General features: G+C 64.9%; 3 protein-coding genes (1 of these 3 cut by a window edge). All 3 read left to right on the plus strand.

The window, feature by feature from the left end; genetic code table 11:
- A protein-coding gene (locus tag ABQX22_RS23995) for a non-ribosomal peptide synthase/polyketide synthase (protein WP_349802373.1) crosses the window boundary here: on the plus strand, positions 1–13898 show its 3' portion. 2581 nt of this gene lie to the left of the window's left edge; 13898 of the gene's 16479 nt are visible here — the last part of the coding sequence; the start codon falls outside the window, past its left edge; its stop codon occupies positions 13896–13898.
- Positions 13891–15300, plus strand: coding sequence for an aspartate aminotransferase family protein (locus tag ABQX22_RS24000; protein WP_349802374.1), 1410 nt, complete (start codon positions 13891–13893; stop codon positions 15298–15300). Before ABQX22_RS23995 ends, ABQX22_RS24000 begins: the two co-directional genes overlap by 8 nt.
- 153 nt (positions 15301–15453) lie before the next feature.
- Positions 15454–17670, plus strand: a complete 2217-nt coding sequence (locus tag ABQX22_RS24005; protein ID WP_349802375.1) for a TonB-dependent siderophore receptor — start codon at positions 15454–15456, stop codon at positions 17668–17670.
- Positions 17671–18099 lie beyond the last annotated feature (429 nt).

Consider the following 18099-nt stretch of genomic DNA (forward strand, 5'->3'; position numbering starts at 1 on the left):
ACATCGGCGGCGCAGGGCTGGCGCGCGGGTATCACCAACGGCCCGCATTGACCGCAGAACGCTTCATCGCCAGCCCGTTTGGCGTTGGCGAGCGGCTCTACAGAACCGGCGATCTGGCGCGCTGGCGCAAGGACGGCGCCGTGGAGTATCTCGGCCGTCTGGACCATCAGATCAAACTGCGCGGTCTGCGCATCGAGATCGGTGAGATCGAGTCGGCGCTACTGGATCATCCTGCGGTGCATGAAGCGGTTGTCGTTGCCCGCGAGTTGTCGACCGGGACGCAGCTGGTGGGGTATCTGGTCGCCGATTCTTTCGACGAAGACCAATTGCGCAACCAGCTGAAACAACGCCTGCCGGACTACATGATCCCGGCGCATCTGGTCACGCTGGACCGCTTGCCCCTCGGCGCCAACGGCAAACTGGACCGCAAGGCCTTGCCGGAACCGCAACTGCAACAGGTCACGTTCGAAGCGCCGAATGCAGGCGTAGAAACCCAGCTGGCCGCGCTGTGGCAGGACCTGCTGGGCGTGGCGAAGGTCGGGCGCCAGGACAATTTCTTTGCCCTCGGCGGCGACTCGATCCTCAGCCTGCAAATCATCAGCCGCGCGCGCAAGCTGGGCATCGTGCTGTCGCCACGGCAGATGTTCGAGCGCCAGACCATCGCGGCACTGGCTCAGGTCGCTGACGTCATCCATCACGACGAGCACGCCGCGCCAACGCCCATCGAACTCAACCGCAACGTGCCGCTGACGCCGATTCAGCACTGGTTTTTCGAGCAACCGATGAAACACCGGGCGCACTGGAACCAGTCGCTGCTGCTGACCTGCGCCGAAACCCTGGACGCCCCGGCGCTGCAACAGGCCGTTCAAGCGCTGCTCGATCAGCATGACGCGCTGCGCATGGGCTATATGCAGACCAACGACGGCCAATGGCAGCAGCGTTATCGCGCTGAACAAAGCGCCGAAGCGGTGCTGTGGCAGCGCACCGTTGCCCACGCTGAGCTGACCGCCGTTTGCGATCAGGCCCAAGCCAGCCTCGACCTGCAACATGGGCCATTGATGCGCGCGGTGCATTTCACCTTGACGGACGGCAGCGAGCGGCTGCTGTTGGTTGTGCATCATCTGGTGGTGGACGGCGTGTCGTGGCGTTTGCTGCTGGAGGATCTGAACAGCGCGTATGTGCAGGCGCAGGCCGGTCTGAATATCGACCTGGGTGAGAAGGGGGTTTCGTTCCAGCGTTGGGCCGAGGCGTTGGTGCATTACGCGTATGGTGATGCGTTGCTCAAGGAGGCTGATTACTGGCGTGGTGTGGTGGACGCAGCGGATGTTGCTGCCGCTGCGCGCCAGATCGCAGGCAAGCCAGCTCCCACGCCCTTCGGGCAGAAGCAAATCGCAGGCAAGCCAGCTCCCACGCCCTTCGGGCAGAAGCAGATCGCAGGCAGGCCAGCTCCCACGCCCTTCGGGCAGAAGCAGAGCGCAGATATTGGCGCGAACCTGCAAAGCGGGGTCCGCACGGCGCATGTGAAACTAGGCGCCCAGCGCACCGATGCGCTGCTCAGCCAGGCACCGGCGGCCTATCGCACGCAGATCAACGACCTGCTGCTGACCGCCTTGACCCGCGCCTTGCACGCCTGGCGCGGCACCGATCAGGCGTTGATCGCGCTGGAAGGCCATGGCCGCGAGGCGCTGTTTGACGGCATCGACCCGAGTCGCACCGTGGGCTGGTTCACCAGCCTGTACCCGGTCAGCCTGCGCGCCCACGCCAGCCTCGACCTGGCGCTAAAACACACCAAGGAAACCCTGCGCGCGGTGCCCAATGGCGGCCTCGGTTACGGCCTGCTGCGCCATCTGCGCGGTGAGCCCCTGCCAACGCTGGAAGACTGCGTGCTGTTCAATTACATGGGCCGCGTGCAAGACAGCAGCGGTCTGTTCCGCCTCGCCGAGGAGAGCAGCGGCGCACAGCGAGCGGCCGATGCGCCGCTGGCCTGTGAGCTGTCGATGGACGCGCAGGTGCGCGACGGCTGCTTCAGCCTGACCTGCACGTACAGCGGCGAACAACACAGCAGCGCGTCGATTCAATCGCTGCTGGATGCCTACGCCGCGGCGCTCGATGAAGTGATCGAACACTGCCGCCGCCATTCAGCGGTCACGCCGTCGGACTTCCCGGTCCTGGCCCTCGAGCAATCGCAACTGGACGCGCTGCCAGTGGCGCCGCGGGACATCGAACAGCTGTACCCGCTGACGCCGATGCAACAGGGCCTGCTGTTCCACAGTGAGTTGGCCGAGCCGTCGAGCACCGACAACCATGCCCCCCGCGACCTGTACATCAATCAGGTGGCAATGGACATCAAGCAGTTGCCGGTGGCGCGCTTCAAGGCCGCGTGGGCGGCGGCGGTGCAGCGCCATCCGATCCTGCGGGCATCGTTTTTGCGCCTGCCAATCAGCCAGCAGCCGGTGCAACTGGTACGCCGCGATGCCGCGCTGATCGTGCGCGAGCTGGACCTGCGGGACGCTCAGCACACGGTGCACGCCGTGCTGGCCGCCGAGCGTGAAACGCCGTTCTCGCTGGATGAAGCGCCGCTGATGCGGGTGTTGCTGGTGCGGGTCAGCGACAGCGGCTGGAAACTGGTCTGGACCTTCCACCACATCCTGCTGGACGGCTGGAGCAGCGCGGCGGTACTGGGCGAAGTGCTTCAGGCCGCGCTGTCCGACACCGCGCCGACCCCCGCCGGGCATTACGGCGATTACGTGCACTGGCTGCAAAGCCGCGATGAAACATTGAGCGCTACGTTCTGGAAGGCCCACTTGGCGGGTTTCGATCAGCCGACCCTGATGGCCGCCGCCGTGCTGGCGCCGCGTTCGGCCGATGGCACGACGCTGCCCAATGAGGTGCGGGTCACGTCCATGGACCTGGACGGCGCGCTGCTCAACGCTGCAGCGCGGCGTCAGCACGTCACCGCCAACACGCTGATTCAGGCCGTCTGGGTGCTGCTGTTGCAGCGCTACACCGGCCAGCGTCGGGTGGCGTTCGGCGCCACGGTGTCCGGGCGTTCGGCCCAGGTGCCGGGCATCGAACGCATGCTCGGGCTGTTCATCAATACCCTGCCGCTGGTCCAGGCGCCCGAGCCTCAGCAGAAGGTCGGTGACTGGCTCAACGACTTGCAGGCGCACAACCTTGAACTGCGCGAGCACGAACACACGCCGCTGTTCGAGGCGCAACGCTTCGCGGGCCAGGCCGGACGCGACCTGTTCGACAGCCTGCTGGTGTTCGAAAACTTCCCCGTCGACGCCGTGCTGCGGGACAAACGCGCGGGCGGTGTCACCCTCGGTGCGGTGGAGCTCAGCGACAAAACCCACTACCCCCTGAGCCTGGCGGTGGTGGCGGGCGAGCAGGCGCACGTCCACGTGAACTACCACAGCAGTGTGTTCAGCGCCGAGCAGATCCAGCGGCTGTGCGGGCATTTCCAGCAATTGCTCGACGGCCTGTGCCGCTTCCCGGAGGCAAGCGTCGGCGAACTGCAGATGCTCACCGCTCAGGATCTCGCCGAACTGGAAACCTGGAACACGCCGCCGTTCTCCCCGTATTCGCAGCGGCCGATTCACGAGCTGATTGCCGATCACGCGCGGTCGCGGCCGGAGGCGATTGCCCTGGTGCATGGCGATCAATCCCTGACCTTCGCCGCCTTCGATCAGCGCGCCAATCAACTGGCCCACGCCCTGCGCCGCTTGGGCGTGACCACCGAAGTGCGCGTGGCGATTGCGATGGAGCGCGGCATCGATTTGTGGGTGGCGTTCTTCGCCGTACTGAAAGCCGGCGGCGCCTACATCCCGCTGGACCCGGATTACCCGGCTGAACGGCTGCGCTACATGCTGGAAGACGGCGGCGTGAAACTGCTGATCAGCCACGACGCAGCGCTGGATCGAGTGTCGGCGGGGGACGTGCCGCTGCTCAATCTGGACCGGCTGGACGTGTGTTCGGAACCGACCACCCCGCCGGAAACGATCATCCACCCGCAACAACTGGCGTACCTGATTTACACCTCCGGCTCCACCGGCAAACCCAAAGGCGCGGCCATCGCCCACGGCGATATCTCGATGCACATCCAGACCATCGGCGAGCGTTATCGCTTTACCCCCGAGGACCGGGAGTTTCACTTCCTGTCCATCAGCTTCGACGGCGCCCACGAACGCTGGATGACGCCGATGTGCTACGGCGCTCGTGTCGTCTTGCGCGATCAGGAACTGTGGAGCGTGGAGCAGACCTACGACACGCTGATCCGCGAAGGCATCACCGTGGCGGCGTTTCCGCCCAGCTATCTGCGGCAGCTGTCCGACTGGGCCGGTGTGCAGGGCAAGGGGCCGGGGGTGAAAACCTACTGCTTCGCCGGCGAAGCGTTCAGCCGCGAAATGCTGCAAGACGTGATCCGCAATTTGCAGCCCGAAGTGATCATCAACGGCTACGGCCCGACCGAAACCGTGGTCACGCCGACCCTTTGGCTGGCGCCTGCTGCCACCGCGGATTTCACCACGGCCTATGCGCCGATTGGCGATCTGGTGGGTGACCGTCAGGGTTACGTGATGGACGCCGACTTGAACCCGCTGCCCCAAGGCATTGCGGGTGAGTTGTATCTGGGCGGCGCGGTGGCGCGGGGTTATCTGGATCGTCCAGCGGCCACGGCCGAGAAGTTTGTGCCACACCCGTTCCGCAGCGGTGAACGGCTGTACCGCAGCGGCGACCGGGTGCGCCTGGGTGCCGATGGTCAGCTGGAGTATCTGGGCCGCGTTGATCATCAGATCAAACTGCGGGGTTTTCGAATCGAAGCCGGGGAGATCGAAGCGGCGCTCAAAGCCTGCGACGGCGTGCGCGAAGCGCTGGTTATCGTCCGCGACGGCGCCCAGGGCAAGCGCCTGCTGGGTTACGTCGGCGGCAACGGTTTGAGCGAAGACAGCCTCAAGCAGCAACTGAAAAATCAGCTGCCGGAATACATGGTGCCGGCGCACATCGTGGTCATGGCGCGTCTGCCGCAGTTGCCCAACGGCAAGCTGGACCGCAATGCGCTCCCCGAGCCCGACACCCGTTCCAGCGATTATCAGGCGCCGGAAACCCTGATTGAACGGCAACTGGCGGCGATCTGGCAGCCGCTGTTGGGCATCGAGGCCGTGGGCCGCGACGACCACTTTTTCGAACTGGGCGGGCACTCGCTGCTGGCCATGCAACTGATCTCGCGTCTGCGTCACGAACATGACCTGAACGTGCCGTTGCGGGCGCTGTTCGACGCGCCACGCTTGCGGGATTTTGCCCTGTTGATCAGCAGCGCCGAGCAGCCGTCGGCTCAGCTTGAACTGACAGCACGCCATGCCAACACGGCGGCGCAATCGTTCTCGCAACAGCGCCTGTGGTTCCTCGATCAACTGCATCCGGGCGGCCACGCCTACAACCTGCCGGGGGCGATCCGCCTCGTCGGCGCATTGGATGAATCCGCACTGCAAGCGGCGTTCAACGGCCTGGCGGCGCGGCATGAAGTGTTGCGCACCCGCTTCAGTGCAGGATCGGCGGTGCCGTTGCAGCACATCGAACCTGCGCCGAACGTGCTGATCGAGCGTCTGGACATCAGCGATGACACTGACATCGAAGCGCGTTTCGCGGCGTTGGCCCAGGCCTTCGTCGCCCGTCCGTTCGACCTGTCGGACAGCCCGGTCTGGCGCGTGGCGCTGGTGCGGATATCGGCCGACGAGCAACGCCTGTTGCTGTGCCTGCACCACATGATCTCCGACGGTGAGTCGGTGCGCGTGCTGTTGCAGGATTTCAGCGCGCTGTACCGCGCGGCCGTCGAACAGCGTGACGCGCAGCTGACCGAGTTGCCGGTGCAGTACGCCGACTTCGCCGTGTGGCAGCGTGAATGGCTGGCGGCGGGCGAGGGCGCGCGTCAACTGGCGTACTGGAAACAGCAGTTGGGCGACGAGCACCCGGTACTGGAGCTACCGGCTGACCGGCCGCGTCCGGCGCAACAGCGTTATCGCGGCGAGCGTTTGCTGTTCGGTTTCGATGCTGACTTCACCCAGCGCCTGCGGGCGTTTGCCCGAGGCCAAGGGGTTACGCCGTTCATGATGATGCTGTCGGCGTATCAGGTGCTGCTGCATCGCCTGAGCGGGCAGCGCGATGTGCGTATCGGCGTGCCGATTGCCGGGCGTTCGCGGCCGGAAGTGGAAGGCCTGATCGGCTTCTTCGTCAGCACCCAGGTGCTGCGCGCCGAGCTGTCGCCGGACCAGACGTTCGTTCAGGTACTGCACAACGCCAAGGACACGACGTTGGGCGCTCAAGCCCATCAGGACTTGCCGTTCGAACAACTGGTGGAAGCGCTGCAACCGCCACGCAGCCTCAGCCACAACCTGCTGTTCCAGGTGGCCTACGACCACCAGCATCGGGACTACCAACCCTTGGCGTCATTGCCCGGCGTGCAGGCCGAGGTGCTGCCGTTGAGCGATGGCAGCAGCCAGTTCGACCTGATGCTTAACACCCAAGAAGACGCCGACGGTGCGCTCAGCGGGTCGTGGACCTACGCCACGGATCTGTTCGATCGCAGTACCGTTGAGCGTCTGCATCAGCGGTTCGTGCAGTTGTTCTGCGCGTTACTGGCGCGGCCGGATGCGGCGGTGGGCGATGTCGAATGGCTGGATGAGCAGGACCGGAATCAGCTGGTGTCAGTCAACGACACGGCGCGGGATTGGGCGGTTGAGGAGCCCATCGTGCACCGGCAGTTCGAGCGCATGGCGGCGTTGCATCCCGAGCGGGAAGCAGTGCGCTTTGGCAATGAGGTACTGAGCTACCGCGCGCTGGATCAGCGTGCCAATCAGCTGGCCCATCACTTGCGTTCGCTGGGCATTGACTGCGAATCGCTGGTGGGCGTGGCGGCGTTGCGTTCGGTGGAAATGGTCGTGGCGCTGTATGCGGTGGTGAAGGCGGGGGCTGCTTATGTGCCGCTCGACCCCGAGTATCCGGTTGATCGCTTGCGCTACATGATCGAGGACGCGGGGGTTGCGCTGTTGTTGACCCACGATGCAGCGGTCGATGATCTGCCGCCGGTGGATGGCGTGCAGGTCCTGAATCTTGATCAGCTGGACGTCAGCCATTGCTCGATTCAAACGCCAAACGTCGAGATTCATCCCGAACAACTGGCCTACATGATTTACACCTCCGGTTCGACCGGTAAGCCAAAGGGCGCGGGCAATACCCACGCCGCGCTGTTCAACCGTCTGGCCTGGATGCAGGACGCTTACGCGCTGGACGCCACCGATTCAGTGCTGCAAAAAACGCCATTCAGTTTTGACGTCTCGGTCTGGGAGTTCTTCTGGCCGTTGATGGTTGGGGCGCGTCTGGTGGTGGCGCAGCCGGGGGATCATCGGGATCCGGCTGTGCTGTCGGGCCTCATCAAAGAACACCAAATCAGTACGCTGCACTTTGTTCCGTCGATGCTCGCGGCGTTTATGGCGCAGGATGATTTGGACGGTTGCCGCTCACTGAAACGCATCATTTGCAGCGGCGAAGCCTTGCCCGCCGACTTGCAGCGAGACACGTTGCAACGGCTGCCCAACGCGAGTCTGTTCAATCTCTACGGCCCCACCGAAGCGGCAATCGACGTGACCCACTGGACCTGCCGCGATGAGCCGGGCGCAAGCGTTCCCATCGGCGCGCCTATCGCCAATCTGCAGATTCATATCCTCGACAGCCGTCTCAATCCGCAGCCCATCGGCGTGCCGGGCGAGCTGTACATCGGCGGCGCAGGGCTGGCGCGCGGGTATCACCAACGCCCGGCCCTGACCGCAGAACGCTTCATCGCCAGCCCGTTTGGCTTTGGCGAGCGGCTCTACAGAACCGGCGATCTGGCGCGCTGGCGCAAGGACGGCGCGGTGGAATACCTCGGGCGTCTGGACCATCAGATCAAACTGCGCGGCCTGCGCATCGAGATCGGTGAGATTGAATCGGCGCTGCTGGATCATCCAGCGGTCCATGAAGCAGTTGTCGTTGCCCGCGAACTGGCGACCGGGACGCAGCTGGTGGGGTATCTGGTCGCCGATTCATTCGACGAAGACCAATTGCGCAACCAGCTGAAACAACGCCTGCCGGACTACATGATCCCGGCGCATCTGGTCACGCTGGACCGCTTGCCTCTCAGCGCCAACGGCAAACTGGACCGCAAGGCCTTGCCGGAGCCGCTGCTGCACCAGGTCACGTTCGAAGCACCGACTGCAGGCGTGGAAACCCAGCTGGCTGCGCTGTGGCAGGACTTGCTGGGCGTGGCAAAGGTCGGGCGTCAGGACAACTTCTTCGCCCTGGGCGGTCATTCGCTGCTGGGCATTCAGCTGGTGGCGCAGGTGCGGCGTGACCTGAGGCGGGAGTTGCCGTTGCGGGCGCTGTTCGATGCGCCGGTGCTGGCGGACCTGGCCCATTACCTCGGTACCAAGGCTGACATCGCCGCGATGGCGCCGTTGCTGCCGCGCGCCGAACGTGAATTCGCGCCGCAGTCGTTTGCTCAACAACGGCTGTGGTTCCTCGCGCAACTGGAGCCGGACAGCGCGGCCTACAACCTGCCGTGCGTGCTGCGTTTGAGCGGTGATCTGCAGGTCGACGCCTTGCAGCGCAGTTTCGATGCGCTGGCCGCACGGCATGAAACCCTGCGCACCTGCTTCCTGCCCGGTGAGCACGGCGTGCCGCTGCAGCGGGTTTTGCCTGTGAGTGGCGTCGTCATAACACGTCATGACTTGCGCGATCCTCCGACCACCGTCACCCGTAGGAGCGCGCTTGCCCGCGATGGCGTCGTCGGCCCTGACGCTAGATTTGCAGCCGCCGCAACCCGTGGGAGCGGACCTGTCCGCGAAGAGGCCGGTGAATCCCGCACATCTTCATTGCCTGAAACATCGCCTTCGCGGGCAAGCCTCGCTCCAACAGGGGTCGACTCCGAATTCGCCGCACTGGCCCAATCCTTCATGGCCGAACCCTTCGATCTGGACGCCGGGCAATCGCCGTGGCGGGTCGCGCTGGTGCGGCTGGCGGAACAGGAGTGGGGCCTGCTGCTGTGCACGCACCACATCATCTCCGACGGCTGGTCGGTGCAGGTGATGCTGGAGGATTTCGCCGCGCTGTATCGCCAGTTCTCCACCGGCGTTGACGCCCAACTGCCGGCGCTGACCGTGCAGTACGCCGACTACGCCACCTGGCAGCGAGAACACCTCAGCGGGCATGAGCGCCAGCGGCAGCTGGACTGGTGGCGCCAGGCGCTGGGCGATGAGCAGCCGGTGCTGGAATTGCCGGCCGACCGTGCGCGTCCGGCGATTCGGGACGGCCAGGGCGGGCGCCACGGGTTTACGCTGCCGCCAGCGCTGGCCGACACACTGCGCGCCACGGCACGGGATCAGGACGCGACGCTGTTCATGCTGTTCCTCGCGTCCTTCGATTGCCTGTTGTACCGCCTCACCGGCCAGCGCGATCTGCGCATCGGCGTGCCGGTGGCGGGGCGCGCCGAGGTGCAGACCCAGGGGCTGATCGGCTTCTTCGTCAACACCCTGGTGCTGCGTGCCGAGGTCAGTGGCGAGCTGCCCTTCAGCCGATTGCTGGCCCAGGTCAAAGACAACCTGCTGGGCGCCCATGCGCATCAGGATCTGCCGTTCGAGCAACTGGTGGAAGCCCTGCAACCGGCGCGCAGCCTGAGCGTCAACCCGCTGTTCCAGGTCAGCTACAACCATCAGCTGCAACCGGACCTGTCGCCGCTGCAGTTCGACGGGCTGACCTGCGAACCGCAACCCTGGGCGATCAATGGCACCCAGTTCGATCTGGTGCTCGGCACGTTCGAGCATCAGGACGGGCGCATCACCGGCTACCTGGATTACGCCACCGACCTGTTCGACGCCGCCACTGTCGAGCGCTTGTTCGGGCAGTTGCTGACGGTGTTGAACGCGGTCTGCGAGCGCCCGGACACGGCCATCGGCGATCTGCCGCTGTTGACCGAGAAGGACCTCGCCGAACTGGAAACCTGGAACACGCCGCCGTTTTCGCCCTATTCGCAGCGGCCGATTCACGAGCTGATTGCCGATCACGCCCGTTTGCGGCCGGAGGCGATTGCCCTGGTGCATGGCGATCAATCCCTGACGTTTGCCGCCTTCGACCAGCGCGCCAATCAACTGGCCCACGCCTTGCGCCGATTGGGGGTGACCACCGAAGTGCGCGTGGCGATTGCCATGGAGCGCGGCATCGATTTGTGGGTGGCGTTCTTCGCCGTACTGAAAGCCGGCGGCGCCTACATCCCGCTGGACCCGGATTACCCGGCCGAACGCCTGCGCTACATGCTGGAAGACGGCGGCGTGAAGCTGTTGATCAGCCACGAAGCGGCGCTGGATCGGGTGTCGGCGGGGGACGTGCCGCTGCTCAATCTGGACCGGCTGGACGTGTCTTCGGAACCGATCACTGCGCCGGAAACGATCATCCACCCGCAGCAACTGGCGTACCTGATTTACACCTCCGGCTCCACCGGCAAACCCAAAGGCGCGGCCATCGCCCACGGCGATATCTCGATGCACATCCAGACCATCGGCGAACGCTATCGCTTCACACCGGAGGACAGGGAGTTTCACTTCCTCTCCATCAGCTTCGACGGTGCTCACGAACGCTGGATGACGCCGATGTGCTACGGCGCCCGCGTGGTGCTGCGCGATCAGGAACTGTGGAGCGTCGAGCAGACCTACAACACGCTGATCCGCGAAGGCATCACCGTGGCGGCGTTTCCGCCCAGCTACCTGCGGCAGCTGTCCGACTGGGCCGGTGTGCAGGGCAAGGGGCCGGGGGTGAAAACCTACTGCTTTGCGGGCGAAGCCTTCAGCCGGGAAATGCTGCACGACGTGATCCGCAACTTGCAGCCCGAAGTGATCATCAACGGCTACGGCCCGACCGAAACGGTGGTCACGCCAACGCTGTGGCTGGCACCGGCGGCCACCGCGGATTTCACCACGGCGTACGCGCCGATTGGCGATCTGGTGGGGGATCGCCAGGGCTACGTGATGGACGCCGACTTGAACCCGCTGCCCCAAGGCATCGCGGGTGAGCTGTACCTGGGCGGCGCGGTGGCGCGGGGTTATCTGGATCGTCCAGCGGCCACAGCCGAGAAATTCGTGCCGCATCCATTCCGCAGCGGAGAGCGGCTGTACCGCAGCGGCGACCGGGTCCGGCTCAACGCCGAAGGCCAGCTGGAATACCTGGGCCGAATCGATCACCAGATCAAACTGCGGGGCTTTCGCATCGAAGCCGGGGAAATCGAGGCAGCGCTCAAAGCCTGCGACGGCGCACGCGAAGCGCTGGTCATCGTCCGCGACGGCGCCCAGGGCAAGCGCCTGCTGGGTTACGTCGGCGGCCAAAATCTGAGCGAAGACAGCCTCAAGCAGCAACTGAAAAATCAGCTGCCGGAATACATGGTACCGGCGCACATCGTGGTCATGGCGCGTCTGCCGCAGCTGCCCAACGGCAAGCTGGACCGCAATGCGCTCCCCGAGCCGCAACTGAGCCATCACCCGCATCAGGCGCCGCAGGGCGAGCGCGAAGTGCAGTTGGCCGCCGTCTGGCAGACCCTGCTGGGCGTCGAGCAGATCAGTCGTCAGGACAGCTTTTTCGAGCTGGGCGGCGATTCGATTCAGTCGCTGGCGGTCATCACGCGCCTGCGCCAGGTGAGGCTGAAGCTGCTGCCCAAAGACGTGTTCAGCCATCCGCGCCTGCAGGACCTGGCGCTGCGCCTGACCGAGGCCGAGCCGCTTGCGCCGGCGCAACGCATCGACGAAACGCCCAGCGGCGAGTTGCCGCTGACGCCCATCCAGGCGCATTTCTTCGAGCAGCCGATGGTCAACCGCGCGCACTTCAATCAGGCGCTGTTGCTCGACGTGAAGCGCCCGCTGCAAGCGCCGTTGCTGGCCCGGGCACTGCACGCGCTGCTGCGTCATCACGACGGCCTGAACCTGGCTTTCAGCCAGGGTGAAGATTTGAGCTGGCAGCAACGCTACCGCGCATGGCCGGACGCGGACGACGAACGCGCCCAACCGTGGGTGCGGGAAGTGGCCGATGACGCGCAGTTGCTGGAACTGTGCGAACAGGCGCAACGCAGTCTGGACCTGCACGACGGCCCGCTGCTGCGGGTGGTGCTGGCGCAGATGCCGGACGGTCAGCGGCTGTTGCTGGTCGCCCATCACCTGGTGGTGGACGGCGTGTCGTGGCGGGTGTTGCTGGAAGACCTGGCCCGGGCGTATTCGCAGCTGGCGGCGAGCGAACCTGTGGCGCTGGGGCCCAAGGGCGCCAGTTATCAGCGTTGGGCCCAGCAACTGGTTGCGGCGGCGCAGCGCCCGGAACGTCAATCCGAAGCGCTGCAATGGCTGGAACAGGTGGGCGGCGCCGACCAGGTCTGGCCGGTGGATGAACCGACGGGCCGCGCCACCCAGGCCGATCTTCAACAGTGCGAGCTGCTGCTGGACGAAGGGCAGACCCGGCGTCTGCTGCGCGAAGCACCGGCCGCGCTGGACGCGCGGATGGACGAAATGCTGTTGGCGGTGCTGGTCCAGGCGCTCAAACACTGGGGCGGTCTGGACCACAGCCTGATTGCGCTGGAAGGTCACGGCCGGGAAGGGTTGTCCGAGGTGCTGGACGTGGGCCGCACGGTGGGGTGGTTCACCAGCCTGTTTCCGCTGCGCCTGGCCGCCACTGCCAGCGTCCGGGACACGCTGACCGGCGTGCGCGACACCGTGCGCGGTCTGCCGGACAAAGGCGTCGGCTTTGGCCTGTTGCGTTATCTGGGCACGGAAGCGGTGCGCCAACAACTGGCGGCGCTGCCCGAACCGAAGGTGGTGTTCAACTACCTCGGCCAGTTCGATCAGGACCTGGGCGACGGACGCTTTGCACCGGCCAGCACCTCGCCCGGCGCGCTGATCGACCCGGCGACGCCCTTGAACCGCGAGCTGGAAATCAACGCCCAGGTGTTTGCCGGCCAACTGGGCCTGACCTTCCGTTTCAGTGGTCAGCGTTATCGGCGCGAGACCGTTCAACGCTTGCTCACGGCGTACAACGATGCGTTGGTGGAATTGCTGGACAGCGTGCCCACGGTGCAAGCGCCAACGCCCACCGCTGCGGTTGTCAGCACCGGGCTCAATCCGCTGATCCGTCTGAGCAGCGGCCCGAGCCGGCAGCCGCCGGTGTTCTGCGTGCACCCGGTCAGCGGCACGGTGGTGGGTTATTACGCCCTGGCGCGGCGGTTGTCCGCGCAGTGGGACGTCTGGGGCGTGCAGAACCGACAGGTGCTGGACGCCGGCTGGCGCGACACCTCCATCGAGCAAATGGCCCGGGATTACGTCAAGGCCCTGCTCGAACAGCAACCCACCGGCACGTACCGCCTGATCGGCTGGTCCATGGGCGGCACGATGGTGCTGGAAATGGCCCGGTTGCTGGCACGGCTTGGCAAGCGCGTGGAATTCGTCGGCCTGATCGACGGCTACGTGCCCGGCGCCGGTCTACCGCGTCCCGCCGTGGCCGGACCTGTCATTGGCGACGGCGACAACGCCGCCGACGAGCACTGGCAACAGTTGCTGGCGGTGGAACGCCACATGCGCCAGCTGGCCAGTCACTGCCAGACGATTCATGCGTCCGGCGCGCCGGTCCACGCCTGGTGGGCCACGCGCTCGCCGGAAAACAACGACAACGCACCGGCGCTTCTGACGTCGGGCCTGGGTCGCCCGTTGCAGGCTTCGGTCTGGATCGACGCCGACCACCTCTCGATCGTCCGTGATCAGCTGTTTATCCATCAACTGGCCGAGTCCCTCGGGCAGGTCTGTGAACGCCTTCAGTCGCAGGATTTCCAGGAGCAGGAATATGTATAGCCCCACCCACGTGACGCCGATTGCCGACATCAGCCCGGACGCGGCACTGGCCCGCGCCGACTACCATTTCGCCCCCACGCCGCGGCTTGAACGCCAGGCCGCCGTGGAGTCCAACGCCCGCAGTTACCCGCGACGGATTCCCCTGGAACTCAAGCGCGCCCAGGGCATTCACGTGCAGGACAGCGAAGGGCGCTGGTTCATCGATTGCCTGGCCGGGGCCGGGACTCTGGCGCTGGGCCACAACCACCCGCAGGTGGTGCAGGCCCTGCGCGACACCCTCGACGGTCAGCGTCCGCTGCACACCCTGGACCTGATGACCGAGGCCAAGGACGATTTCATCAATGAGCTGTTCGCGTTGTTGCCGGCCGATTTTGCCAAAGACGCGCGCATTCAATTCTGCGGGCCGGCCGGGACCGATGCGGTGGAAGCAGCGCTGAAACTGGTGCGCACTGCCACCGGCCGCAGCAATCTGATGGCGTTCCACGGCGCCTATCACGGCATGACCCAGGGCGCGCTGGGGTTGATGGGCAACCTGGGGCCCAAGGCCTATCTCGGCGGGCTGGCGTCGGGGGCGCAGTTCCTGCCGTTCCCGTATGACTATCGCTGCCCGTTCGGGGTGGGCGGCGAGGAGGGCGAACGGGTCGGGCTGCATTACATCGAGAACCAGCTCACGGACCCGGAAAGCGGCGTGCTGTTGCCGGCCGGGATGATTCTGGAGCCGGTGCAGGGGGAGGGCGGTGTGGTGCCGACGTCCGCGCACTGGCTGCGGGAAGTCCGGCGCATCACCCGCGAGGCCAAGGTGCCGCTGATCCTCGACGAGATCCAGTGCGGCGTAGCGCGTACCGGCAAGCACTTCGCCTTCGAGCACGCGGGCATCACCCCGGATGTGCTGGTGCTGTCCAAGGCCATCGGCGGCAGCCAGCCCATGGCGGTGGTGGTGTATCACCAGTCGCTGGACGTGTGGAAACCGGGCTCCCACGCCGGGACGTTCAGGGGCAATCAGCTGGCGATGGTGGCCGGGTCGACCACCTTGCGCATCGTCCGGGAACAGCGTCTGGACGTGCACGCCGCGGCCATGGGCGAGCGCCTGAGCGGGCACCTGCGCGGGCTGCAGAAGGATTACCCGCAGATGGGCGATGTGCGGGGCATGGGCCTGATGCTGGGGGTGGAAATGGTCGAGCCCGCCGGCCGGCTCGATGCGCTGGGTCGTCCACCGCACAATGGCGCGCTGGCGTCGGCCGTTCAGCGTCACTGCCTGCAACGCGGGCTGATCGTCGAAGTCGGCGGCCGTCACTCCAGCGTCATTCGTTTTCTGCCGCCGCTGATCATCACCGCCGCACAGATCGACCAAGTAGCCGACATCTTTGCCGCCAGCGTCAGCGCTGCTGTCAGCTCGGCTTGATGCGCCCATCGACAGGCCAGGGAAGGCTTTAGCTCGCCGCTTCAATCGCAATGGTAATAGGAATTGTTCTCTGTTACATTTCCTCGCTTTTTGACATATTTCGGTACACGTGGGGCTGGGGCCCCGTGACAAGGTTCGAGGGAGGGGGAACGCATGGCTCGCACTAACAACAAGGATTTCAAACTCAAGACCCTGGCGCTGGTGATTGCCACCGTCAGTTGGCACGGAATGGCGGCAGCAGAAGACGCGCGCGTACCCGCCGGCAATGGCAAGGCGCTGCAGTTGGAGAACTCGGTCATTACCGGGCAGGCGCCGGAAGGGCAGCAGGCCGTAGGCTATCAGGTGCAGAACAGCACCGCCGGCACCAAGACCAGCACGCCGCTGTCGGAAACCCCGCGTTCGGTGTCGGTCGTCACCCGTCAACGCATCCAGGACCAGGGCTCGCAGACCCTCACCGATATCCTCGGCTACGTGCCGGGGATCTTCGCGCCGCCGTTTGCCGTGGGCGACGGCCTGGCCGGCGATCTGTTCTCCATTCGCGGCTACAACGCCACCGACTACGGTTACGGCCTGCTCAAGGACGGCCTGCGCCTGCAAGGCAACCGCTATGACACCACCACCGAGCCCTACGGCCTGGAACGCACCGAAGTCTTTCGTGGGCCGAGCTCGATTCTGTACGGCGAAAACGCGCCGGGCGGCCTGGTCAATCTGGTCAGCAAAAAGCCGACCGAAACCGCTCAGGGTGAAGCCAAATTCACCTATGGCAGCAACAATCGCCGTCAGCTCGGGCTGGACGTGTCCGGCCCGTTGACCGACGACAACCGCATTCTCGGGCGGGTGGTGATGCTGGGCCGCAACGCCGATACCCAAGTGGACTCGGTGCCGGACGATCGTCTGTACATCGCGCCGTCGATGACCTTCAACTTCGACGAAGACACCGCGCTGACCCTGCTGTCGAGCTACCAGCGTGACCGCACCAAACTGCTGCTGGGTTACCCGGCGGCAGGCACGCTGCTGAATAACGTCAACGGCAAGATCGGCAAGGACCAGTTCAACGGCAACCCGAGCTGGGACGATTTCGAACGGGAAACCTGGACCCTGGGCTACGAGTTCAGTCATCAGCTCAACGAGACCTGGCAGTTCCGGCAGAACTCGCGCTACATGGAGTCGCGTCTGAACCGCCACGAGACCTGGCCGAACAACCTGAACAACGGCGGTTTCGGGTCGACGTTGAGCAGCACCGCCTACGACCGCGACAACAAGTCGGTCACCTATTCGCTGGACAACCAGTTCGAAGGGCACTTCACCTCCGGCGCGCTGGACAACACCGTGTTGCTCGGCGCCAGCTACGACCGGACGTCCTTCAACCAGGACTGGAACGCCGGCAATGGCGGCACCTACAACGTGTTCAATCCGGTGTTCTCGCCGGTGCAGCCGAACGCGTCGCAGTACGTACAGAATTCGCAGCTCGATCAACACATGTACGGCGCGTACGGGCAGGTACAAAGCAAGTACGACAACTGGATCTTCCTGTTGGGTGGGCGTCAGGACTGGGTGCAGAGCGAATACCGCAACCGCGCCAGCGCCGCCAGACCCGGTAGCGCAGCGGTGCCGGCCACCGACCTGGACGGCTGGGATCACCGTTTCAGCTGGCAAACAGGTTTGATGTACCAGTTCGAAAACGGGATTTCGCCGTATGTCAGCTATTCGACGGCGTTCACGCCGGTGCAGCAGTCCTCACAACCGAACGGGGAATTGCTCGATCCGATCCTCAGCGAGCAGTACGAAATGGGTCTGAAGTTCGAGCCCAGAGGCTGGAACACGACCTTTAGCGCGGCGGTGTTTGACCTGACCAAATCCCATGATGTGGTGGCCGGCAGCAACGGGTTCAGCCAGCAGGTGGGCAAGAGTAAGTCCAAGGGCGTGGAGCTTGAGGTCAACAGTGACGTGACCCCGAACCTCAGCCTAGTGGCGTCCTACACCTACACCGATGCGCGGGTGACCAAGGACGCGCCGGGGTCGCTGTTCGAGGATCATCAGCTGACGGGTATTCCACGTAATCAGGCGTCGACGTGGGCGACGTACCGTTTCCTCGACGGGGCGCTCAGTGGCCTGCGGGTGGGCGGGGGTGTGCGGTATTTCGACAACACGTTCGCTTACACCGCGCCGACGTTGTACGGCACGTTGAAGACCGGGGACGTGACGCTGGTGGATGCGTTGGTGGGGTATGACATCGACAAGCACTGGTCGGTGGACGTCAACGCCAAGAACCTGTTCGACAAGGAATACGTGTCGGGCTGCAACAACGCCGGGCGTTGCTATTGGGGTGAAGAGCGCACGGTGCTGGGGACTGTGGCGTTTCGTTGGTAAACCAGGGTTGACGCGCAGCCCGCTTGCCCTCGATGCGGTTGGTCGATACCGAGCGGGTGACGCGGTCCCTGTAGGAGCATTCGGAGGTTACGACGGGCGCGATGCGGTGGTTCTGACACGCCTCGGTCGGTGTGTATATCCGTTATCGGGGGTGTTGCTGATATCGGTTCCGCTCTTACAGCGGGTGACGCGGTCCCTGTAGGAGCATTCGGAGGTTACGACGGGCGCGATGCGGTCTGACTGACACCCCTCGGATGGTGTGTATATCCGTTAACGGGGGTGTTGCTGGTATCGGTTCCGCTCTTACAGCGGGTCACTTTTTTCAAGAGCCAAAAAAGTAACCAAAAAGGCCCGCTCCCGTGTCCGGCCCCTCCTTCGTCGGGGTTCCCTCGCTCCGGCATTGCTCCGCCGGTACGCGCCAAACGGACA

Source organism: Xanthomonas sp. WHRI 1810A, from assembly GCF_040202885.1.
In the GTDB taxonomy this organism is placed as follows: Bacteria; Pseudomonadota; Gammaproteobacteria; order Pseudomonadales; family Pseudomonadaceae; genus Aquipseudomonas.